Below are 22,430 nucleotides of genomic sequence, written 5' to 3'. Positions count from 1 at the left end.
TGGGTATGGAAAATTCATTACGACTTTTTCGGAAAACAATTGGCATTTTTGGACGGTGTAATGCCGGGAAATCAACATTGTTAAACAATATTATCGGCGAGGAAAAAGCCATAACCTCTTCAATTCCTGGTACTACTACCGATCCTAACCGCAGAGCTTTTGAACTTTTACCTTATGGTCCGGTTGAATTTATCGATACACCGGGATTGGACGATACTTCCGTTTTGGGAGAAATAAGAAAGACTAAAACCCGAGAAGTTTTAGCTACCTGTAGTGTCGTTATTCTGGTTGGTAATACTGGATTTAAGCCGGAGGATTGGGAATTACAGTTTATTGAACAGAATCAAACCACGAAAAAGATAATTGGGATTATTAATATGGTTGAAAGCAAGACGGAAAATTTGGAATCCTGGAAAAAGTTTTTTGAAAAATTTAATATTCCCTATTTACTTCATGATTGTAAAAATGGTGCAAATTCAGCGGTGCGTAATTTTTTAGTGCAAAATCTTCAGGAAAAAGTTCAAAAAACAGTAGTGGCTGATTTAGTACCGAAGGGAAAATCAGTTGTTTTAGTAATACCAATTGATGCAGGTGCACCTAAAGGCCGGATCATTCAACCGCAAATGCTTGTATTAAGAGAGCTTTTGGATAATTATATTGTGACCCATGTTGTACAACCGGAAAATTTAAGAGAACTACTCTTAAAGCTTAATGAGGAGCCTGGTCTGGTGATAACCGATTCCCAGGTTTTTGCCAAGGTGCGGGATATCCTCCCAGAGAATATTTCCTTAACTTCTTTTTCTATTTTAATGATCCGCTATCGCGGGGAACTTTCAATTTTTTTGGAAGGAATACAAGCAATTAAAAGATTACGAGAAGGAGCAAAGATTGGTATTTTTGAAGCCTGTGTCCACCACGTACAAAAGGACGATATTGGATCAGAAAAAATACCAGCAATCCTTAAACAACTTACCGGGCGGAATTTTAGTTATACCCTTTATAAAGGACGGGAATTTAAAATTAACGAAAAACTCGACTTAGCGGTACATTGTGGCGGGTGTATGTTAACAAATGAAGAGATACACCAGAGAGTTGTCTTTTTTAAGGAACAAGGAATTAAAGTAGTTAACTACGGCATGTTATTTGCGTATGATGCTGGGATATTGGAAAGGGCACTTAAGCCCCTGGGAGGTGAAGAAATTGCAGATCGTTTCGACGGATAAGGAAAAGTGCAAAGCATGTTATGCCTGTGTTCGTAACTGCCCGGTGAAAGCAATTAAGATAGAAGATCAAAAAGCTGAAGTACTGGAAGAACGGTGTATTGCTTGTGGGAGTTGTGTTCGGGTCTGTAGTCAGGAAGCTAAAAAAATTTATTCGTTTAAAGATGAAGTTTTAGCAAGAATTAAAAATGGGGATAAGGTGATAGGACTTTTAGCTCCTTCTTATCCGGTATCTTTTTATCCCTTAAAACCTGAAGAGGTTCATGGAAAGCTATTGGCGTTTGGTTTTTCTAAAATTGAAGAAGTAACAGCCGGAGTGGAAATTATTTTACCAGAATATGGTAATTATCTCGCGGAAGCTAAAGATTATGTTATAAGTTCGGCGTGTCCTGCTATTGTGTCATTAATTGAAAAACATTATCCAGAATTAATTAATCATTTGGCTCCAATAAAGTCACCGATGGGAGCTTTAGCAAAGTATTTAAAAACGTTGGAGCCAAATTCATTTTTGGTATTCATAGGTCCTTGTATAGCGAAAAAAAATGAAGCTTTAAACTTTAATGAAAGCCATATTGATGCAGTATTAACTTTTAAAGAAATTAAGGAGATGTTAAAAGAGGTAGTTCCACGAATGGTTTCAGGATATCCACGAAATTTTACCCAATCTTTTCCTTTACCTGGTGGATTAATAAAATCTCTCAAACATAGAGGTTATGATATTGAAAGTCAAAAGGGAATTTCTATTGAAGGAAAAGAGCAAGTTATAGAAACTTTAGAAAGTTTAAAAGAAAAAAAAGTTTCTGGAGTTTTGTTTTACGATTTATTATTTTGCCGCGGATGTATTGATGGACCGGAGATTGACAGTGAATTAACGTATATTGAAAGGCAACAGTATTTATTAGAATTAAGTAAAGGGAATAAAACAATTTTATCCAAGAAACCTGCTGGGACCTTTAGGGTAAGATACACGGTAAAAGCTCGAAAACTACCGTTGCCTACTGAAGAAGAAATAAGAGAAATCCTGGCTTATACCGATAAATTTACTCCCGAAGATGAATTAAATTGCGGCGCCTGCGGATATAATTCTTGTCGTGAAAAGGCGATAGCTGTATATCAGGGACTTGCGGAAATCGATATGTGTCTTCAGTTCTTATTAAAGAAAACCCGGGGTGAAGCGGAGTTTTATCGTAATAAATACGAAATGGAAAATCGCAAAAAATATTATTTGGATGGTATTACCGGGCAGACTGAAAAAATCATTGAAATAAAAAAATTAATTGAAAAAGCGGCATTGTCCGATGGCAACGTGCTAATTCAGGGAGAAAGTGGGGTTGGTAAGGAAATTGCGGCCCGGACTATCCATTATTTAAGTGAGAGGGCAGACAAGCCTTTTGTAGCCATAAATTGTGCTGCAATACCGGAAAACTTACTTGAAACTGAGCTTTTTGGTTACGAAGAAGGGGCTTTTACCGGTGCTAAAAGAGGAGGCAAGGCGGGAAAAATTGAACAGGCTGATGGGGGAACATTATTTCTTGATGAGATTGGCGATATGCCACTAAGTATGCAGGTTAAACTTTTACGTTTTATTCAAAATCGTGAATTTGAACGGGTTGGTAGTAACACGCCGAGAAAAGTTAACATAAGGATTATTGCTGCTACCAATCAACCTCTGGCTAAATTGGTGAAAGAAGGACGTTTCCGGATGGATCTTTATTACCGTTTAAATGTTTTTAACATAAATATCCCGCCTTTACGGGAACGTAGAGATGATATACCTCTATTAATAAATAGATTTATGAATGAATTTTGTGAGCGCAGAAAAATGGCTCCCAAAATTGTAACAAGTGAAGCCATGAGTATTTTAATGAATTATTCGTGGCCGGGAAACATTCGCGAGTTACAAAACGTCATTGAACGGGCATATTACCTGGCCGAGGGCAATTTAATAAAACCAGAACACCTTCCGGCTCAATTAACCTCAAAAGCACTATCGGGAGAGAGAATTACTAAACTTACCACCTTTAAGGAGGCGGTTGCAGAGGTTGAGAAAAAACTTATAATTGAAGGGTTAAAAGCCACTAATTATAATAAGTTAGCGTGTGCCAAACTTTTAGGAATTCCACGGGCAACTTTGTATCAAAAAATCAAAGAGTATGGGATTGACGCTTAAATCTTGACTTGTACCTGGACAAACAAGCATATAAATAAAATTTATAGCAGAATTCTGAGAAAATTATTATTTTCACAAGCTTGTACGAAAGTTTCGGTTCAAATGTTAAGTGTCTAAAAAATAGACATGTCTAAAAAATGGACAAATTAATTAAAAATTATGAAACACAAGGATTTTTGCTGCAAAATGTCTAAAAAATAGACAGTTTTATTATCCCGGATTAAGGCTTCCGGGGTTTTTTATTTTGGTATAAAAATTGCATACAAAAGGTTATTGTGAAAATCAATAAGAGGGGGTTTCGGGCTTGAACAAAATATCCAGAAGGGAATTTTTAAAATTTGCATCGTTTACCGCTGCGACTCTTGGGTTATCTCAGAGTGTTCCGGAAGTGGCTTATGCCCTGGAAAATGCCGCTAAGGGTCAGCCGCCGGTTATTTGGATTCAGGGGGCATCCTGTACAGGATGTTCGATTTCCCTGTTAAACTCCGTTCATCCGGATATTAAGGAAATTCTTTTGGAAATTATAAGCTTAAAATTCCATCCCAATATTAGCGCAGCAACGGGTCACGTTGCCGTTGAAGCGTTTTTAGGGGAAGCGGAAAAAAATAAAGGAAAATTTTTCCTGGTAGTAGAAGGTGCGGTACCAACTAAAGATAACGGGGTTTACTGCTCAATTGGTGAGAAAGATGGTCGGGAACTTTATTTTAGCGAAATAATAAAAGAACTGGGAGAAAAGGCTAAAGCAGTTATTGCGATTGGTACATGCGCTGCTTATGGAGGTATTCCTGCCGCTGACCCAAATCCCACCGGATGTGTTCCAGTAAGTGAGGTAATTGACCCTAAAAAAGTACTGAATATTCCGGGTTGTCCACCACATCCTGATTGGTTTGTGGGAAGTTTGGCGCATGTGCTTTTGTACAATGAACTTCCCAAAACCGACAAATTTGGTCGGCCCAAGATGTTTTACGGAGGTATAATTCACGACAACTGCCCACGACGCCAGTATTTTGACAACAGCATTTTTGCCAAGGATTTTAGCGAGCCGGGATGTTTGCTTCTTTTAGGCTGTAAGGGACCTGTAACCTACTCCGATTGTCCTACAAGGCTTTGGAACGGTGGGGTAAATTGGTGTATAAAAGCAGGTCACCCGTGTATCGGTTGTACTGAACCGGGCTTCCCGGATAAAATCGGTCCGATTTACGAAAAAATGCCGGAGGTTAAATTACCGGGAATTTCCGCTTCTGCCGATACCTTTGGTGAAGTGGTTGGAGCAGCTACAGCCATTGGACTTGGGGCACATTTAATTGGCAATATTGTTACCGGTCGCTTGGGTGGTCATAAGAAAAAAGATAAGGAAGGTGAAAAGTAATGGCCCAAAAAATAGTTGTGGATCCGGTTACCAGGATTGAAGGACACTTAAAAATTGAGGTAATGGTTGACGGGGGTAAAGTTGTAGATGCCAAAAGTTCGGGAGTGCTTTACCGGGGAATTGAAACTATTTTGGTAGGACGGGATCCGCGGGATGCCCAGCAAATTACGCAAAGGATTTGTGGGGTTTGTCCTACTGCTCATGCTACGGCTTCAACTTTTAACTTAGATAATGCGTTTGGAATTCAACCCCCAAAAAATGGCCGGATTTTAAGAAATTTAATTTTTGGAGCGAATTACTTGCAGTCCCATATACTTCACTTTTACCACTTATCGGCTTTAGACTATGTCAAAGGGCCGGACGCTTCACCGTTTATACCACGTTATGAAGGGGATTACCGGTTACCGAATGCAGTTAATCAAAAAGTGGTTGAACATTATATTTTAGCCTTGGAGATGAGGAAAAAAGCACATGAGATGCTGGCGATTTTTGGTGGGAAAATGCCACATGTGGTAGGAATAGTACCGGGGGGGTCTTCGGAAACTGTTGATGCGCAAAAGATTATTGATTTTCGTTCGCGTTTGAAAGAACTTACTTCGTTTATTGATAACGTTTATATACCGGATGTTTTAACAATTGCTGAATATTATAAAGATTATTTTGACATCGGCAGAGGTTGCCAGAATCTGATGAGTTATGGTGGTTTCCCGCAAAGCGATGATGGAAGTGACAGATTTTTAAAAGCTGGAGTATTTTTACAAGGTCAGGAACAGGAATTAAATCCAGAAAAAATTACCGAGCATTTAAAATATTCCTGGTTTGATGATAACAATTCCCAGAAGCATCCCAGGGAAGGGGTTACAGCCCCCAAACCGGGTAAAGATGGAGCCTATTCCTGGATGAAAGCGCCGCGTTACGATGGCCATCCGATGGAAGTTGGACCGCTGGCGAGAATGTGGATTGGGGGAGAAAAGAAAGTAAAGGGACTTGGTGAAAAAGCTTTTTCGGTATTGGGACGTCACTTAGCACGAGCTCTGGAAGCATCCCGGGTAGCCCATGCTATGGAAGAGTGGCTGTTAGAGATTGAACCTGGTAAGCCCACCCATACTCCTTTTGAAATTCCCAAGGAAAGTGAAGGAATGGGTCTTACCGAGGCTCCCAGGGGGGCATTGGGGCATTGGATTAAAATTAAAAATTACAAAATTGCCAATTATCAGGCGGTGGTGCCAACCACCTGGAATGCCTCTCCCCGGGATGATAATGGGGTATTGGGGCCTATAGAACAGGCTTTAATCGGGACGCCGGTAAAGGATCCGGAAAATCCAATCGAAGTGGCTCGTGTAGTTCGGGCTTTTGACCCGTGCCTTGCCTGTGCTGTTCACTTGTTTACTCCGGGTCAGGATTTAGGCAAGTTCAAAATTTATTAGGAGGTGTGAGTATGGCCCGGAAGGTGTTGCGCCATCCCTTGTTTATTAGAGTAACTCACTGGGTTAATATGATAGCAATAACTTCATTAATCATCTCAGGCTTTTATATTCACAATCCTTTAAAGTACAATTTCTTTTCAACTATGGATGCAGCAAGAAAGCTTCACTTTTATATGATGTACGTTGTCATGGCTGGATTATTAGCTCGAGTCTACTATGCAATTGCTACCAAAGATTATCAAAATATCTGGTTTAGATTTAAAGACTTAAAAAATTTTCCGGCCCTTTTAAGATATTATCTGTTCTTGACTGATAAACACCCTAACTGGGGGAAGTACAATCCGGGACAAAAGCTTGTCTATTCGGGGTGGGGTTTTTTACTGATTATTCAAATCTTGACTGGACTTGCCCTATACAAACCTGATACCTTTCCAACTTTAGCATCCATCTTTGGTGGGTTAAACATTGCCCGTCTAATTCACTATTTAGTAAACTGGATTTTTGTTATAACGGTTGCCATCCATTTGTATCTCGATTTAACCGAAGGTTTGGGGATTGTCAAATCGATGTTTACCGGTTATGTTACCGTTGATGAGGAAGAGCCAACTGTGGTAACAAAGGAACAATTAAGGCAAACTCTGTAGGTGATTTCTTTGGGAAAAACGTTAGTTCTGGGCATAGGTAACAGCATATTTAAAGACGAAGGGATTGGCGTTCACATTGTTAAAGAGTTAGCAGCTGAATACCATTTAGAGGATGTCGAGTTTATTGATGGTGGCACCGCTTCTTTAGACCTTCTTGATTTTATCGAAGGTAAGGATAAGGTCATTATTGTTGATGCGGTCCAGGGAGGAGGCGTCCCGGGAACAATTTACCGCTTCAAGCCTACCGATATTGAGATAAATTTTCCCCTTTCCCTTTCCCTACACCAGGTAGGCTTGATGGAGGTTTTGGGAATGCTTAAGTTTCAGGACCCCTCCTCCTTAAATAAAATCATTATTTTTGGTGTTGAGCCAAAAGAAATAGGCTGGGGGTTAGAGTTAAGCCCCGAAATGCAAGCTGCAAAAGAAAAAGTAAAAAAAGAAATCATAAAGGAGTTAAGTTCCGGGTATTAACCCGGCTTTCTCTTTTTGAAGGGAAGGGTAATGTTGTTATGCATGAAACTGCTTTAATGGAAAGTGTTTTGGTAATTCTCCGGGAAAGTGCCAAAGCCAATGGTATTCAAAAGGTTACCAAAGTCAAGTTAAAAGTTGGGGAGCTAACCAATGCTTTACCGGAAGCTTTAGAGCTTGCCTTTGAAGCGGCTAAAGGAGACCTTTTGGCTCAAGATGCTATTTTAGAAATTGAACCGGTGAAAGCTCAAATCCTTTGCCGGAATTGCCAGAAGATAAGCACAATAGATTGGTTAAATTATTACTGCTCGCATTGTTTAAGTAGTAATGTTAAAATAATAGCTGGAGATGAATTGTTAATCGACTACTATGAGGGGGAATAAAAATGCAGGTTCAACTGACCACCAATATTTTAAAAGCAAACGATGCAATTGCAGCTCTAAACCGAAAAATATTTAACGAAAAAAATATTTTTGTAATTAATATCATAAGTTCTCCCGGAGCGGGTAAAACTACGCTTTTGGAAAAAGTACTGCCAAAACTTCCACCGGATATCAAACCAGCGGTTATTGAAGGTGATTTAACAACTACAAAAGATGCCGAGAGAATAGAAAAAACCGGTGTTTTCGCTTTGCAAATCAATACCTTAGGTGGATGTCATCTTGATGCCAATATGATAAGCCAGGTGTTAGAAAAAATTCCCCTTGACGAGATTAATCTATTAGTTATCGAAAATGTAGGAAACCTTGTTTGTCCGGCTGGTTTTGATTTGGGAGAGGATATGAAAATGGTCGTATTAAGTGTTACCGAAGGAAATGATAAGCCACTGAAATATCCGGTAATTTTTCGGGAAGCAGCGGTTTCGGTACTCAATAAAATTGACCTTTTAAATTACGTTGACTTCGATTTAAAGCAGTATGAAGATGACCTTCAAGCTATAAATCCCAACCAGCAACGTTTTTATGTAAGTGCTCGCACGGAAGAAGGGTTAGAACCGCTAATTATGTTTATAGCAGAAAAGGTTCGAAGCAAAAGAGGCGGCGCATAAAAAATGAGAGTTTCCAAAAAAATTGTAATTTCGGGATTGGTACAAGGAATCGGATTTCGTCCTTTTATCTGGCGGATTGCCCGGAAGTGGGGGATAAAGGGCTGGGTTAAAAATAGTCTGGCGGGAGTAGAAATTTTAGCGGAAGGCGAGGAAGAAAATGTAAATAAATTTCTTGCGGCAATTAAAAAAGAGAAACCGCCTTTGGCAGTTATTGAAAAAATTTCGGTAATACCTTTAAACCTATCGGGTAATTTTGAAACCTTTGAAATCATTGAAAGTCAGCGCGACCGGAAGGGGGTTTTGATTGTTCCCGCCGATTTGCCCGTTTGCGATGACTGTTTGCAGGAATTAAGAGATGCTACTGACCGGAGATACCAGTACCCTTTTATTAATTGTACTAATTGCGGGCCGCGTTATACGATTATTGAAAAATTACCGTATGACCGTCGGCATACTTCTATGAAAAAATTTCCCCTCTGTCCGGAATGTGCTAAAGAATACAGGAATCCCGAAGACAGGCGTTTTCATGCCGAACCGGTTGCTTGTCCCGTTTGTGGGCCAAAGCTTTACTTATACGACAAGGAAAAAAATCTACTGGCGAAAGACGGTGAAGTTATCCATAAAACGAAAGAATTACTAAAAAAAGGGTATATTGTTGCTTTAAAAGGACTTGGTGGCTATCATTTAGCGGCTGATCCTTTTAATGTTGAGGCGGTTTTACTTTTAAGACAGCGTAAGCACCGGGAAGCAAAGCCTTTTGCCCTGATGGTAAAAAATTTAACAGCGGCCCAAAAGCATGTATATATATCAAAAGCGGAAGAAAAGCTTTTAACTTCCAATGTTTGCCCGATTGTTTTGTGCCGGAAAAAGAAAAGTTCAAAAATTGTTAAAGAAGTAAGCCCGGATAACGATTATTTGGGTATTATGCTTCCCTATACCCCTTTTCATTATCTTTTGTTGGAGCCTTTTGAAGCTTTAATAATGACCAGTGCCAATCTTTCAGAAGAACCTATAGTTTATCAGGATGATGAAGTTTTTTTAAAGTTAAAAGATATTGCCGATTTTTTTGTAGTTAATAATCGGCCGATTTTACGTCCGGTGGACGATTCGGTGGCAATGGTTTATAAAAAAAGCCCGGTAATTTTACGACGGGCGAGGGGACTTGCACCTTTACCCCTTAAAGTACGGGGAATGAAAGAAGGAATTTTGGCCTTAGGCGGTCAGTTAAAAAACAGTTTTGCCATCACTAAGGATAATTATGTTTATCTAAGCCAGTATTTTGGCGATTTAGATAATCTACCGTCACGCTTAGCATACATGAAAGGTATAGACGATTTTTGCAGGTTTTTTGAATTTACTCCCCAGATAGTTGCCTATGATTTGCATCCCGGTTATTTTTCTGCGGAATTGGTGGACGAAAAATTTCCTGAGCTTAAAAAGTGCCCAATTCAGCATCACAAAGCCCATTTGGCTGCAGTTGTTGCTGAAAAACGAATAAAAACTCCCTTTATGGGGGTAATCTTTGATGGAACCGGTTACGGGGAAGACGGGAGGATCTGGGGAGGCGAGTTTTTTGTAGCCGTTACACCGGAAAACTATCAGCGAATAGCCCATTTAAAATATTTTCCTTTGTTGGATGGGGATGAGGCCATTAAAAAGCCCTGGAAAACGGCCCTCAGTTTATTAAACGAGGTGCAGGAGGATGTGTCCCTTTTTATTTTTCCGGGTGTTGAGGCGAAAGAGATAGAGTTTGCTCAAAAACGTTTGGTACGGGAGAAGATTTTCACTTCCAGTGTCGGAAGGCTTTTTGATGGCATTAGTGCATTGCTTGGTTTAAAAGCCACCATAAGTTACGAGGGACAAGCTGCAATTTTACTTGAAACAATTGCCGACAGAAGTGAGCGGGGACGCTATGATTTTACAATATCACAGGAAAAAATTCCTTACGAAATTGACTTTAGACCTCTTCTGCTTGATGTTCTTGCCGATTTAAAAAAAGGTGTTAATAAAAAAGTTATCTCCGGCAGGTTTCATAATACTATTGTTGAAATGATTGCGGGGCTTGGCAAAATTGTTAATAAACAATACGGTATTCAAAAAGTAATTTTGGCGGGAGGAGTATTTCAAAATCGTGTTTTACTGGAAAAAACTTTTGTTAGTTTAAAAAGGTTAGGCTTAAAACCTATCATACCTTCTTATATTCCCATCAATGATCAAGGGATTGCATTGGGACAGGCCTATCTTGCAAATAAGCTTTGTGAGGAGTGATAGTTTATGTGCCTTGCAGTTGCCGGTAAAATTGAAAAAATAGAGGGCGATATTGGGGTAGTTGATTTGGGAGGAGTAAGGCAACCAGTTAGCCTTATAATGGTCCCTGAAGCCAAAGAAGGGGATTACGTCTTGATTCACACCGGTTATGCAGTGGAAATAATTTCCGAGGAGGCTTATCAAGAAACTGTGAAATTGTTAAAGGAGTTAAGATGGGAATGATAAATAACAGCGTATTAAAATCTTTTCACGAAATTATGGAAAGAGTTACGAAAAGCGAATTAACCATTAATATTATGGAAGTTTGTGGCACGCACACAATGGCGTTGTTTGAGCATGGGATTAGGAGTTTACTTCCTCAAAATATAAACCTTGTTTCGGGTCCTGGATGCCCGGTATGTGTAACAGGAGAGGAAATAATGGTAGAGGCTTTTGAGCTCCTGGAAAAACATAAAGTTACCTTATTTACCTTTGGGGATATGCTGAAAGTTCCAGGAGAGGGGCGAACTTTAAGTATTTTAAAAGCCCAGGGTTTTTCTGTAAAAGTTGCTTATTCTCCCCGGAATGCAATTGAATTTGCCGAAAAAAATCCCAACCTTGATGTGGTATTTTTTGGAGCCGGTTTTGAAACCACTGCACCGGCTTTAGGAGCGACAATTTTGGAAGCTTATGAGAAAAAACTTAATAATTTTTCCATGTTGTTAGTTGTAAAAACAGTGCCACCTGCCCTTAAATATTTGGTGGAGCACAACAGCTTAATTGACGGATTTATTTTACCCGGCCATGTTTCAGCAGTAATTGGAGCGAAAGCCTTTAGATTCATTACCGAAAATTATCGAATACCCGCGGCAGTTACGGGATTTAGTGCCGAAGAGCTTCTATTGGGAATAAGTTTGGTAGTTAAATCAATTTTAAAAAAAGAACCCCAATATTATAATGCCTATCCCCATGTTGTAAGGGAAAAAGGAAATGAAAAAGCCCGGAGGATAATCGAGGAAGTTTTTGAAAAAGGCGATGCCAATTGGCGGGGAATCGGTAATATTCCGTTATCAGGATTATTTATACGTGAAAGGTATTCCCAATATGATGCGCGAAAAAAATATGGTTTGAGAGAAAAGCCGCCGATTGTTCCCCGGGGTTGTAAGTGCGGTGAAATCATGTTGGGAAGGATGCTACCTCCTGAGTGTCCTCTTTTTGCCAAAGGGTGTACCCCGGAAAAACCCGTTGGAGCTTGTATGGTATCCAGTGAAGGCAGTTGCGCAGCTTACTATAAATACGGTAGGAGGTAAATATGATGGAAATAGTAACACTGGCCCATGGAGCGGGGGGACGGCTAACCGAACGATTAATTGAAAACCTTTTTAAAAAATATCTAAATAACGAATACCTTCAGCAGGGGGACGATGGTGCGGTATTATCCCTGCCTGGAACAAAGGTTGTGTTTTCTACCGATAGTTTTGTTGTAAACCCGCTATTTTTTCCCGGGGGAGATATTGGTAAATTAGCAGTATACGGAACCGTAAATGACTTGGCGGTGATGGGGGCAGAGCCCTTATTTTTGTCTTTGGGACTCATTTTAGAAGAGGGATTAGCACTAAGCGAGCTAGAAAATGTTGTCCAATCAATTGCTCAAGCGGCAGAAAAAGCGGGAGTAAAAATTGTTACCGGGGATACTAAAGTGGTAGAAAAAGGTAAAGGAGATAAAATTTATATAAATACCGCGGGTCTTGGTTTAATTAGCACCCCGAATAATCCGTCAGGGAAAAAGGCCAGACCCGGGGATAAAATTCTCGTCAACGGCTTTATAGGAGACCACGGTGCGGCAATTTTAGCAGTACGGGAAAATATTCCGGGAGATTTTACGAGCGACTGTGCGCCTTTAAATGAACTTGTAAAGCCTATTATTCAGGAATATCCGGTTCATGTTATGCGGGACCCGAGCCGGGGAGGATTAGCGGCTACCTTAAATGAAATTGCCAAACAAAGCAATGTGGGGATTGAGCTCTGGGAGGAGAAAGTCCCCATTAGGCCGCAGGTTAAAACTTTATGCGGATATTTAGGATTGGATGTTTATGCTTTAGCAAACGAAGGAAAGGTAATTATGATTATGCCTTCGGAGGTTGCGGAAAAAGCATTAGAAAAAATGAGGGCTCATCCTTTAGGGAAAGATGCCGCGATAATTGGGGAAGTTAGGGAAGCTCCGGCCGGAGTGGTTTACCTAAAAAATCGTATTGGCGGTGAAAGAATTATCAACATGCCTTTGGGGGAAAATTTACCGCGAATTTGTTAAAAATAAAAAATTTTTGTTACGGCAGGAGGATTAAAAAATTTGTCGAATTAAGATATAATAGTTAGCGAAAGATTATGTTTTGAAGTAGAAAACAGTGTATTATAATGTGGGAGGTGACGCGGGTAAAAAAATTATTTTTTTGGTTATGTTAATGGATGTAAAGTAAATTTTAAGTAATTTATAAAGGAGGAAATGGGATGCGTAAATTTAAGTCTTTGTTAGTAGCCTTTGTCTTGGTGGTTTTTGCGGCCTCAACGTTATTAGCTGGATGTGCCAAGAAAACCGAAGAGCCTGCTAAACAGGAAGAAACCAAGAAAATTAAAGTTGGACTTGTTTTTGACGTTGGCGGTCGGGGAGACAAATCTTTTAATGATGCAGCTTATGCTGGATTAGAAAGAGCCCAGAAAGAGTTTGGCGACAAAATCGAAGTTAAGTATCTTGAACCATCGGCTGGCGGGGAAAACCGGGAGCAACTTTTACGGTTATTAGCCCAGGATAAATATGATTTAATTTTTGGCGTAGGCTTTATGTTTACTGATTCTATTGCAAAAGTTGCCAAGGACTTTCCGGAAACCAAGTTTGCTTTAATTGACGGTTATGTTCCGGATTTAAAGGAAGACAGCAATATTTCTTGCTTGCTTTTTAAAGAACATGAAGGCTCTTTCTTGGTAGGTGCTGCGGCAGCTTTAAAGAGCAAAACAGGCAAAATCGGCTTTGTTGGTGGGATGAAAATTCCTTTAATTGAGAAATTTGAAGCTGGTTATATTGCGGGAGCAAAATACATTAATCCCAATATTCAGGTTTTATCCGATTACATTGGTACTACCGGTGAAGCCTTTAAGGATCCGGTTAAAGGTAAGGAATTGACCTTGAAGCAAATTAAAAACGGTGCTGATGTTATTTACCATGCTTCCGGGGCTTCCGGAGTAGGGGTAATTGAAGCAGCTGCTTCTCAAAAGAAATTTGCTATTGGGGTTGATTCTGACCAGTCTTTAACCGCTCCTGAAGCGCAAAGACCTTACATTTTAACCAGCATGTTGAAACGGGTTGATACTGCGGTATTTGAGACCATTAAAAGCATGGTCGATAACAACTTTAAAGGTGGGTACAAAGAATTTGGGCTTAAAGAAGATGGCGTTGGGTATGCGGAAAATGAGTTCAATAAGGATCTGATTGCCGATATTAAACCAAAACTTGAAGAAATCAAAACCAAGATTATCAATGGGGAAATCAAAGTGCCAACCAGTAAAAAAGAGTTACAATAACTTAAAACTAACGTAATAAATGCTTTACAAGAGCGATTAAAACAATTATAATGAGCGAGGGGGGATGACAGGCATTGTCATCTCCTCTTCTTAGTTTTATTGCTTTTTTGGTAAAAACGAGGAAAGGGGAAATACGGTGGAAAAAGTTCTGGAACTAAAAGGAATTACCAAACGTTTTCCCGGACTGGTAGCCAACGATAATATCTCTTTTGATGCCCTCAGAGGGGAAGTGCATGCTTTAGTTGGGGAAAATGGTGCCGGGAAAAGTACGCTAATGAAAATTATTACCGGATTGTATCAGCCAGATGAGGGAGAGATGTTTTTAAAAGGGGAAAAAGTAAAAATTAACGGTCCCCGGGATGCTATTGCTAAAGGTATCGGAATGGTTCACCAGCATTTTATGTTAATAAACCGTTTTAATGTGGTTCAAAACATTATTCTCGGATATGAAAATAGTCCCGGTGGAGTGATAGATTTTGACAAGGCCAAGAAAAAAGTGGAAGAATTATGTGAATTGTATGACTTTAAGTTAGACCTTAATGCCCAGGTAGGAGATTTATCGGTAGGTCACCAGCAGCGGGTAGAGATTTTAAAAGTCTTATACCGTGGCGCCGAAATATTAATCCTGGATGAACCCACTGCGGTTTTGACACCTCAGGAAGTTAAAGAACTGTTTGTAAACCTTAGAAAATTAAAACAAGAAGGGAAAACGATTTTATTTATCAGCCACAAACTTGACGAAGTGCTGGAAATTTCCGATAGAATTACTGTTTTGCGGCGGGGAAAAGTTATTGGTACCGTAAAAGCTTCCGAAACCAGTAAAAAACAGTTAGCAGAGATGATGGTAGGAAGACCCGTGTTGTTTAGACTTGAGAAACCGATCGTAAAAACCGGCGATGTGATTTTAGAGGTAAGGAACTTAAAAGTAAAGGGCAGCATTGATCGCCACCAGTTAAATAACCTCAGTTTATCCATTCGTGCCGGAGAGATTTACGGTATAGCCGGTGTGGAAGGGAACGGTCAAAGAGAACTGGTTGAAGCAATTATGGGATTATTACCTTACGATGGTGGGGAAATATTAATAAAAGGTAAAAGTAATAAAGGACTTGATACCAGAGCCATAAGGGAAACTGGGGTTGGTTATATCCCCGAGGACCGGCACCAGCGGGGGCTGGTTTTACCGATGACCGTATGGGAAAATATGGTCCTTGGGCTGGAACGCAAGCCCGAATACAGCCGATGGTGGAAACTTTTCCGGGATAAAATCAAATCATTGACCAGTAAAAAGGTTGAAGAGTTTGATATCCGATTAGGCTCAATTGAGCTGGCAATTCGTAACCTTTCCGGTGGAAACCAGCAAAAGGTAATTTTAGCTCGTGAATTAAGTTATGAGCCGGATTTGATTATTGCTGCACAACCGGTGAGAGGTTTGGATATCGGGGCCATTGAATTTGTTCATAAAAAATTAATTGAAGCCCGGAATAACGGAAAAGCTGTGCTTTTAATTTCTGCCGACTTAGAAGAAGTTCTTTCCCTTTCAGACCGGGTAGGTATTATGTATAATGGAGAAATTGTCAAAGAATTTGTGCCGGGTGAACTGGAATTGGAGGAGATAGGCCAATACATGCTCGGGGCACATAAAGAAGTGGGGGTAGGTTAATGAATAAGCGGTTCAAAATAATACTGCTACAGCTTTTAACGCCAATAGTTGCCATATTGTTTGCCGTTGTTTTAAGTTCGGTATTAATAGTTGCAATCGGAAAAAGTCCCATTGAAGTTTACCAAACAATGATTGAGTTTAGCCTGGGAAGGGCTGATAGCGTTGGCGCAATTTTATTTAATGCAACACCCCTTATTTTTTCCGGGTTAGCTGTGGCCTTGAGTTTTAAAGTTGGACTTTTTAACATTGGCGTAGAAGGACAGTATTTTATAGGGGCTTTTTTTGCCGCCTTCGTGGGCTTTACTTTTACCGGACTTCCGGCGTTTATTCATTTGCCTCTGGCCATTTTAGCAGCTATGGTGGGAGGAGTATTATGGGCTTTTGTTCCCATATACTTAAAGGTACGCCGCGGAGTTCATGAAGTTATCAGTACCATCATGCTCAATTATATTGCCTATTCGTTAATTCACTACTTGATTGCGGATCTTTTCATGGACCGGAACCAAAAAGTACCTGAAGGATTGGGAAGTCCGTTAATTCGTACGCCCCATTTTGCCGAATCGGCCTTAATGCCAAAGCTTCATGGGTTTTTAAGCTTTTTCGGCATAGATTTACCAAACTATGTTTATCTGAACTGGTTTTTTGTAATTGGATTGCTTTTAGCGGTGGGAATGTATTATTTACTTTGGCACACTCCTTTTGGGTATGAAATTCGGGCGGTGGGAAGTAATCCCAAAGCTTCCGAAGCTGCGGGCATAAGTCCAAATAAAATATATTTTAAGGGCTTCTTATTAAGCGGAGCTATTGCGGGGTTGATCGGTCTTTCCCATTTACTGAGTTTCTATGGCTATATGGATTTGGACTTTCCGAAAAACTTTGGTTTTAACGGTATTGCCGTTGCTTTAATGGGTAACAATAATCCCTTTGGTATTGTTTTAGCCGCACTACTTTTCGGTTTTCTTAATCGGGGTGCCGAGGGTGTTCAAACCTTTATGGGTGTACCAATGGAAACCATTGTTATCATGCAGGGAATAATTATCCTAAGTGTGGTTGTGGCAGCGAATATCTTGGGGCGTTATGTTAAGAGATTAGAGAAGAAGGAGGCTTAATAATGGGCGATATTATGGAAATGTTAGCCTCGGCTCTTCGTATGACCATTCCGGTATTGATTACCGCGTTAGGTGCGATTTTCTCGGAGCGCAGCGGTGTTACCAATATAGGCCTTGAAGGTATGATGATGACAGGGGCTTTTTGGGGGGCCTACGGCGCGCTGCATTATGGACCGGTGGGCGGTTTTTTACTGGCAATTGCTATGGGGATGTTAGTGGCGTTAATTCACGCGGTGGTTACCGTTACCTACCGGGTCGACCAAATCGTCTCGGGGGTAGCAATAAATATCCTTGCTTACGGTTTAGCCAGATTTTTTAGCATTGCTTTGTTTGGCATGGCTACTACCAGTCCAAGTGTTGAAGGTTTACCGAAAATTGATATCCCGGTTTTAAAGAATATCAGTGTTTTAAAGCCAATTGCTACTGACATCTCGCCGATAATTATTCTTGGAATTTTGCTTGTTTTTGTTACTTACTGGGTATTGGAAAAAACCGTGTTTGGGTTGCGTTTAAAAGCAGTCGGGGAAAATCCCTTAGCAGCGGATACCCTGGGGGTTAAAGTAATACCTTATCGTTATATAGGGGTAATAATTAGCGGTGCTTTTGCTGGACTTGCCGGTGCTTATCTATCGATTGAGCACACCCATATGTATGTAGAGGGCATGACCCAGGGTAAAGGATTTATTGCTTTAGCAGCGATGATCTTTGGTAACTGGATGCCTTACGGCTCATTTTGGGCTTCCTTCCTCTTTGGTTTTGCCGAGGCTATTAGTATGCGTGTAGTTCAAAGTAAAGTAGTTCCCTATCAATTTATAAAAATGATTCCGTACGTATTAACGTTATTAGTTCTTGCTGGGGTGGTAAGAAAAGCTCAACCACCGGCTTCAGTTGGTATTCCGTATTCCCGCGAAGGAGATTAAGGGTGTAGTTTTAAGCTACACCCTTTTTTTGCAGGAAATAACGGAAAAGAGGTAGAACATTAACATAACAAACCGCTGTTTTGGGGGAGAAAGGTTTGAAACCAGTTATAAATTTTCCGATGGGTAGACCGTTTAATGGACTTTGGAAGAAATTTAAAGAGATTTTTTTAGAGTTAACCAGGGTAGTTGGTATTATATTACTCTTAATAGTAATTTTTCTTTATTTTACACCGGCAAAGCTTGAAGATATATTAATTATGAAAATAGCTAACTACAATCCCCCTTATAGCGTTGTCCCGAAAGAGTTTAAACTCGACCAAAAAGCAACTCTTTCCTTTAAAAAGGAAAAATATTATGAATTTAAGAATGGTTTGAAAGATACCATTGCTTTTTTAGGACATGAATTAACGAATTTTAAAAGAAAAGGCCAAAGTGATTTTGACCTTTCTCCCGGGGTTATTGTTAAAAGTAATTTAAAAAGCGCTTTAACGGCTTTTGCCGACTTTTTGACCATGCGTATTTATATTTCGCAAGACCAACAAAAAGTTGCTGTGGGTTCAAGGAATTTTATGCAGTATCTTGACCAAAAACACAAGGTTCTTCGTTGGTCAAAATACATTTTTAAAGCAGCGGAACTTTATAATATAGACCCTGCACTTATTGCTGCCGTAATTGAGCAGGAGTCCGGGGGCAATCCCAATGCGATAAGTCCAGCGGGAGCAATTGGACTCATGCAATTGATGCCCAAAACGGCCCGGGGTTTAGGGGTAAATCCTTATGATCCCGAGCAAAATATTATTGGCGGTGCCAGGTATTTAGCAATTCAATACAAACGGTTTGGTGACTGGCAGTTAGCTTTGGCGGCTTATAATGCAGGACCTGGCAACGTTTATAACAATAATTATCTCTATATTTCGGAAACGCAAAATTACATAAGGAAAGTTCCGCTTTTAATGGAGAAATACCGGGCGATTTTTGCAAATGCCAGGATCAAAGCCGAGGAAGCAAAGGAGGAGTGAAATGCGGATTGATAAATTTTTAGCTCATATGGGTTATGGTACCCGCAAAGAGGTTAGAAAACTTTTGAAGGCTCAAAAAGTAGAGGTAAATGGTGTAGTGGTAAAAGACCCGGGATATAACTTGAATGTGGATACCGATAAGGTAATTGTTAAGGGTGAAGAAGTTAAATATAAACCCTTTGTTTATTTTATGTTAAACAAACCCCAAGGATATGTTTCCGCTACCGTTGACCGGCGTTATCCTACTGTTGTGGATTTAGTGCCGTTTCATCGGGAAATATTTCCGGTTGGCCGCCTGGATATTGATACCGAAGGTTTGCTTATTTTGACCGATGATGGGCAGTTAGCGCATCATTTAACGTCTCCCAAAAAAGAGGTAGAGAAGGAATATTATTTTGAGCTGGATAAGCCTTTAGAAGAGGATGATTTTTCAAGGTTAAAAGCCGGTATCCGGTTGGAAGATAACTACCTTACCAAACCTGCCCGACTTCTCGGTAAAGTAGGAGATAAAAGTGGAACGATTGTTATAACCGAAGGGAAGTATCATCAGGTAAAAAGGATGTTTTTAGCTCTGGGAAAGACCGTTGTTTACTTAAAAAGAATAAGGATTGGGGGCTTAATTTTAGATAGCAAATTAAGCCCCGGGGAATATAGGGAATTAACTCCTGAAGAGATTTCGATCTTAAAAAACTCTTAACCTATTTTTTGGCTTAACATTTCCTGTTTGGCCTTACGGTTTTGCATTTCTTCGGCATAATCTGAAGCGATTAAATAAAGATTTACCCATAGGTCGTGTTCGTTACTTTTTCCTTCAAATTCCCGGGCGATTTCTTTAAATTTTTTATTAACCCGGTCTTTAAAAGAGGAAAACTCAACCAAAAGCTCAATTACATCTTTTTGACCGAAGGTTGTCCCTTCCCTTACCAATTTAACCATTTATTAACACCTCCGTTTTTATCATACCAGAGGTATGTTGATTTGATAAGGGTATTTTATTGTCGATTTATGAAAAATGTTGAATTTGGGTATTTGTTTGATTAAAATCTTAAAGTAGTATAAAAAATTTTTATTTTTGTTAAAAAAATTGGAATAATTGTGAAATGGGGGAAAGTAATGTCTAAGACTTTTATCGTGGCTGATTCCATCGGTTATTTGACTTCCAATTACGTTGAGGATAATAAGGAATACTTGGAAATAGTTCCGCTTACTGCTCATATCGGACAATATGATTTTGTTGACGATTTATCCGAAACCAAAAGATTTTATGAAATATTGACGAGTACCAAAGAACGACCTACTACCTCACAACCGTCTATTGCTGCTTTTAAAAAAGTGTTTATTGAAAAGTTGAGTCTTGGGTACGAAATAGTCTGCATCACTATTTCTTCAAAATTCAGCGGAACGTTTAATAGTGCCCTTACGGCTGCAAATGAGGTGGGGAAAGACAAAGTTTACGTTTTGGATTCCAAGGCAATTGTGGGAGCTGAAACTTACATGATAAAATATGCGGTGCAAAAAGCCCGGGAGGGTGAACCAGCGAAAAAAATCTTTGAGGAACTGACTGGTATAGTTCCAAGAATGAAGCTTTATTTTGTTCCCGATAGTTTGGAGTTTTTGCATCGGGGAGGACGGATTGGCGGTGCTGCGGCTCTTTTTGGAAGTATCTTGCAAATTAAGCCGGTTTTGACCATGGTGGATGGGGCAATTGAGGTTGTGGAAAAAATAAGAACCTTTAACAAAGCCTTTGAAAAATTATACGAATTAATACCTGTAGATGCGGTTTGGGCTGGAGTAGTGGAATTTTATGCCCGGGATGCGGCAATTAAAATGCAAGCGAAATTAAAGGAAAAATTAAAGAGGGATGATATCGAAATTCATTCCGTAGGCCCTGTTATTGGAAGCCATATTGGTCCTGGTGCTCTTGGTACAGTATATTTAGCAAAGGATTAAGGAGTGGTATTGTTGGAAAAAATTAATGGGATTGATTATGCCAAGATGATTATTGCAGCTGCTGCAAATCTTGAGCGCAATAAGGAGAAATTAAATCAGTTAAATGTATTTCCTGTTCCCGATGGCGATACCGGAACAAACATGGCGGCAACTTTAAAGGTGGCCGCGGAAAAAATATCTCAAGCGATGGATGGACATTTGGGCAAGGTGGCTGATATTGTTGCGCAGGGTGCTTTGTTTGGGGCCCGGGGAAATTCCGGGGTTATTCTCTCTCAGGTTTTGCGCGGATTTGCCAGGGGATTTAAAAACAAGCGCGAAGCCGGTGTTTCGGAAGTATCAAAAGCTTTTCAATACGGAGTAGTTTACGCCTACCGGGCAGTGGCGCAACCGGTGGAAGGAACAATCCTAACGGTATTAAGGGAAATCGGTAAGGGATTTAAGAAAAGCATTCGTAGCAAAGTCAACATTATTGAATTATTAGACGAAGCAATTGGTTACGGGGAAGTGGCTTTAGCTAAAACACCGGAACTTTTGCCTGCCTTAAAAAAAGCAGGGGTTGTTGATTCGGGTGGTATGGGGCTTGTTTTATTTTTGCAAGGCTGTTTAGCCGGGTTAAAAGAGGAAAGTATTACTTTAAATTTACCGGAAGAAGCTTTTTCCGTAAAAAAGGAAGAACAGCAGTTAAATGAGAATAGTTTGGATTATATTTACTGCACTGAATTTATTATCAAAGGCGAAAAATTATTCCTGGAGAAAATACGACAGGAATTAAATGAAATTGGGGGTTCTTTAATAGTTGCTGGCGATGAAAACGTTGTAAAAGTTCACGTTCATACCAATCACCCCGGAGAAGCCTTAGAATTGGGGTTAAGGTGGGGGATAATTTACAATATAAAAATAGATAATATGCTGGAACAAAGTCAGGAAAGGCTAAAGCCTACCAAAAAGATAGGAATGGTTGCAGTTTCGCCGGGTAAAGGGTTCAGCGAAATATTCCAAAAGCTGGGCATAGATGAAATCGTTGATGGCGGACAAACGGCAAATCCTCCGGTATCGGCTATTGTGGAGGCAATCAATCGTGTTCCGGCAGCGGAAGTGATAGTATTTCCAAACAATAAAAACATTATCTTGGCTGCCGAACAGGCTAAAAATCTTACCAATAAAAGGGTTACCATTATTAATACAAAAAATCCGGCCCAAACGGTGGCGGTTTCCTTATATTTTGATGAAAAGGCCGAACCTGAAGAATTAATTACTAAAATAAACGAACACTTAAAAAATTTAAAAGTTATTGAAGTTACCAAAGCTGTAAGAGAGGTAAAGTTTGGTGAATTAGAAATAAAAAGAGGAGATTATATAGCGATTTTTAACGGTGATATCATTGCCGCAGGAAAAGATGTTATCTTAACTTCAATGGAAGCAGTTGCTAAGGTAATAAGTGAAGATAACAGCTTAATTTCGGTCTTTACGGGAGAGGAAGTTTTAGAAGATGTAGCAGAAAAATTTGTGTCATTATTGGAAGAGAAGTATGATTTTTGCGATGTAGAAAAGTTTTACGGGGGACAGAGAAATTATCCCTTTTATATTGTAATGGAGTAGCGGG

At 39.8% G+C, this 22,430-nt stretch carries 21 protein-coding genes; 20 read left to right on the top strand and 1 reads right to left on the bottom strand.

Annotated features, from left to right (window positions below):
- Positions 1-5: 5 nt before the first annotated feature.
- The 18 genes from hydF to ciss_RS05220 all read left to right on the top strand — a co-directional run bounded on the left by hydF (position 6) and on the right by ciss_RS05220 (position 19,574).
- Positions 6-1,223, top strand: a complete 1,218-nt coding sequence (hydF, locus tag ciss_RS05305; RefSeq protein WP_075865255.1) for a [FeFe] hydrogenase H-cluster maturation GTPase HydF — start codon at positions 6-8, stop codon at positions 1,221-1,223.
- Positions 1,192-3,390, top strand: coding sequence for a sigma 54-interacting transcriptional regulator (locus tag ciss_RS05300; RefSeq protein ID WP_077177458.1), 2,199 nt, complete (start codon positions 1,192-1,194; stop codon positions 3,388-3,390). The genes hydF and ciss_RS05300 overlap by 32 nt, the downstream gene beginning before the upstream one ends.
- Before the next feature lie 304 nt (positions 3,391-3,694).
- Positions 3,695-4,759 carry a hydrogenase small subunit gene (locus ciss_RS05295; RefSeq protein ID WP_075865253.1) on the top strand — a complete coding sequence of 355 codons (1,065 nt, stop codon included), beginning with the start codon at positions 3,695-3,697 and terminating at the stop codon, positions 4,757-4,759.
- Positions 4,759-6,186: a nickel-dependent hydrogenase large subunit gene (locus ciss_RS05290; protein ID WP_075865252.1), complete on the top strand. Its 1,428-nt coding sequence runs from the start codon at positions 4,759-4,761 to the stop codon at positions 6,184-6,186. The genes ciss_RS05295 and ciss_RS05290 overlap by 1 nt, the downstream gene beginning before the upstream one ends.
- 11 nt (positions 6,187-6,197) lie before the next feature.
- Positions 6,198-6,830, top strand: coding sequence for a Ni/Fe-hydrogenase, b-type cytochrome subunit (cybH, locus tag ciss_RS05285; RefSeq protein ID WP_075865251.1), 633 nt, complete (start codon positions 6,198-6,200; stop codon positions 6,828-6,830).
- A 9-nt stretch (positions 6,831-6,839) separates the two neighbouring features.
- Positions 6,840-7,301, top strand: coding sequence for a HyaD/HybD family hydrogenase maturation endopeptidase (locus ciss_RS05280; protein WP_075865266.1), 462 nt, complete (start codon positions 6,840-6,842; stop codon positions 7,299-7,301).
- Positions 7,302-7,339: 38 nt separating this feature from the next.
- Positions 7,340-7,681, top strand: coding sequence for a hydrogenase maturation nickel metallochaperone HypA/HybF (locus tag ciss_RS05275; protein ID WP_075865250.1), 342 nt, complete (start codon positions 7,340-7,342; stop codon positions 7,679-7,681).
- A gap of 2 nt (positions 7,682-7,683) precedes the next feature.
- Entirely contained in the window at positions 7,684-8,346 is a 663-nt protein-coding gene (gene hypB / locus ciss_RS05270; RefSeq protein WP_075865249.1) for a hydrogenase nickel incorporation protein HypB, read from the top strand.
- Positions 8,347-8,349: 3 nt separating this feature from the next.
- Complete coding sequence (gene hypF, locus ciss_RS05265) at positions 8,350-10,614, top strand: carbamoyltransferase HypF (protein ID WP_075865248.1); 2,265 nt, start codon at positions 8,350-8,352, stop codon at positions 10,612-10,614.
- Positions 10,615-10,620: 6 nt separating this feature from the next.
- Positions 10,621-10,836: a HypC/HybG/HupF family hydrogenase formation chaperone gene (locus tag ciss_RS05260; protein ID WP_075865247.1), complete on the top strand. Its 216-nt coding sequence runs from the start codon at positions 10,621-10,623 to the stop codon at positions 10,834-10,836.
- On the top strand, positions 10,833-11,903 hold the full coding sequence (gene hypD / locus ciss_RS05255) for a hydrogenase formation protein HypD (RefSeq protein ID WP_235837248.1): 1,071 nt from the start codon (positions 10,833-10,835) through the stop codon (positions 11,901-11,903). Before ciss_RS05260 ends, hypD begins: the two co-directional genes overlap by 4 nt.
- Positions 11,904-11,908: 5 nt before the next feature.
- Positions 11,909-12,904, top strand: coding sequence for a hydrogenase expression/formation protein HypE (gene hypE / locus ciss_RS05250; protein WP_305764290.1), 996 nt, complete (start codon positions 11,909-11,911; stop codon positions 12,902-12,904).
- Between the two features lie 197 nt (positions 12,905-13,101).
- On the top strand, positions 13,102-14,169 hold the full coding sequence (locus ciss_RS05245) for a BMP family lipoprotein (protein ID WP_075865244.1): 1,068 nt from the start codon (positions 13,102-13,104) through the stop codon (positions 14,167-14,169).
- 136 nt (positions 14,170-14,305) lie between these two features.
- On the top strand, positions 14,306-15,829 hold the full coding sequence (locus ciss_RS05240) for an ABC transporter ATP-binding protein (RefSeq protein WP_075865243.1): 1,524 nt from the start codon (positions 14,306-14,308) through the stop codon (positions 15,827-15,829).
- Positions 15,829-16,938, top strand: coding sequence for an ABC transporter permease (locus ciss_RS05235; protein WP_075865242.1), 1,110 nt, complete (start codon positions 15,829-15,831; stop codon positions 16,936-16,938). Before ciss_RS05240 ends, ciss_RS05235 begins: the two co-directional genes overlap by 1 nt.
- A gap of 2 nt (positions 16,939-16,940) precedes the next feature.
- Positions 16,941-17,858 (top strand): ABC transporter permease, encoded by a 918-nt coding sequence (locus ciss_RS05230; protein WP_075865241.1) that lies wholly within the window; start codon positions 16,941-16,943, stop codon positions 17,856-17,858.
- Positions 17,859-17,953: 95 nt separating this feature from the next.
- Positions 17,954-18,877, top strand: a complete 924-nt coding sequence (locus ciss_RS13915) for a lytic transglycosylase domain-containing protein (RefSeq protein ID WP_075865240.1) — start codon at positions 17,954-17,956, stop codon at positions 18,875-18,877.
- A gap of 1 nt (position 18,878) precedes the next feature.
- Complete coding sequence (locus ciss_RS05220) at positions 18,879-19,574, top strand: pseudouridine synthase (protein ID WP_075865239.1); 696 nt, start codon at positions 18,879-18,881, stop codon at positions 19,572-19,574.
- On the opposite strand, the gene ciss_RS05215 is transcribed toward ciss_RS05220, so the two are convergent.
- Positions 19,571-19,813: a hypothetical protein gene (locus tag ciss_RS05215; protein WP_075865238.1), complete on the bottom strand. Its 243-nt coding sequence runs from the start codon at positions 19,811-19,813 to the stop codon at positions 19,571-19,573. The genes ciss_RS05220 and ciss_RS05215 overlap by 4 nt on opposite strands.
- A gap of 177 nt (positions 19,814-19,990) precedes the next feature.
- Here ciss_RS05215 and ciss_RS13015 point away from each other — a divergent pair, with 177 nt between their 5' ends.
- Both ciss_RS13015 and ciss_RS05210 read left to right on the top strand, forming a co-directional pair.
- Positions 19,991-20,827, top strand: coding sequence for a DegV family protein (locus ciss_RS13015; protein WP_077177456.1), 837 nt, complete (start codon positions 19,991-19,993; stop codon positions 20,825-20,827).
- A gap of 12 nt (positions 20,828-20,839) precedes the next feature.
- Positions 20,840-22,426, top strand: a complete 1,587-nt coding sequence (locus tag ciss_RS05210) for a DAK2 domain-containing protein (protein WP_077177455.1) — start codon at positions 20,840-20,842, stop codon at positions 22,424-22,426.
- The last annotated feature ends 4 nt before the right edge of the window (positions 22,427-22,430 follow it).

Source organism: Carboxydothermus islandicus, assembly GCF_001950325.1.
GTDB lineage: Bacteria > Bacillota > Z-2901 > Carboxydothermales > Carboxydothermaceae > Carboxydothermus > Carboxydothermus islandicus.
This window is presented reverse-complemented; position numbering and strand designations above follow the sequence as displayed.

What these genes read in the sequence shown, in the direction of transcription:
- ciss_RS05220 (WP_075865239.1), top strand. Translation starts at nt 18,879, where the DNA reads ATGCGGATTGATAAATTTTTAGCTCATATGGGTTATGGTACCCGCAAA.
- ciss_RS05245 (WP_075865244.1), top strand. Translation starts at nt 13,102, where the DNA reads ATGCGTAAATTTAAGTCTTTGTTAGTAGCCTTTGTCTTGGTGGTTTTT.
- ciss_RS05275 (WP_075865250.1), top strand. Translation starts at nt 7,340, where the DNA reads ATGCATGAAACTGCTTTAATGGAAAGTGTTTTGGTAATTCTCCGGGAA.
- hypD (WP_235837248.1), top strand. Translation starts at nt 10,833, where the DNA reads ATGATAAATAACAGCGTATTAAAATCTTTTCACGAAATTATGGAAAGA.
- cybH (WP_075865251.1), top strand. Translation starts at nt 6,198, where the DNA reads ATGGCCCGGAAGGTGTTGCGCCATCCCTTGTTTATTAGAGTAACTCAC.
- hypF (WP_075865248.1), top strand. Translation starts at nt 8,350, where the DNA reads ATGAGAGTTTCCAAAAAAATTGTAATTTCGGGATTGGTACAAGGAATC.
- hypE (WP_305764290.1), top strand. Translation starts at nt 11,909, where the DNA reads ATGGAAATAGTAACACTGGCCCATGGAGCGGGGGGACGGCTAACCGAA.
- ciss_RS05290 (WP_075865252.1), top strand. Translation starts at nt 4,759, where the DNA reads ATGGCCCAAAAAATAGTTGTGGATCCGGTTACCAGGATTGAAGGACAC.
- hydF (WP_075865255.1), top strand. Translation starts at nt 6, where the DNA reads ATGGAAAATTCATTACGACTTTTTCGGAAAACAATTGGCATTTTTGGA.
- ciss_RS05230 (WP_075865241.1), top strand. Translation starts at nt 16,941, where the DNA reads ATGGGCGATATTATGGAAATGTTAGCCTCGGCTCTTCGTATGACCATT.
- ciss_RS05260 (WP_075865247.1), top strand. Translation starts at nt 10,621, where the DNA reads ATGTGCCTTGCAGTTGCCGGTAAAATTGAAAAAATAGAGGGCGATATT.
- ciss_RS05215 (WP_075865238.1), bottom strand. Translation starts at nt 19,813, where the DNA reads ATGGTTAAATTGGTAAGGGAAGGGACAACCTTCGGTCAAAAAGATGTA.
- hypB (WP_075865249.1), top strand. Translation starts at nt 7,684, where the DNA reads ATGCAGGTTCAACTGACCACCAATATTTTAAAAGCAAACGATGCAATT.
- ciss_RS13015 (WP_077177456.1), top strand. Translation starts at nt 19,991, where the DNA reads ATGTCTAAGACTTTTATCGTGGCTGATTCCATCGGTTATTTGACTTCC.
- ciss_RS05235 (WP_075865242.1), top strand. Translation starts at nt 15,829, where the DNA reads ATGAATAAGCGGTTCAAAATAATACTGCTACAGCTTTTAACGCCAATA.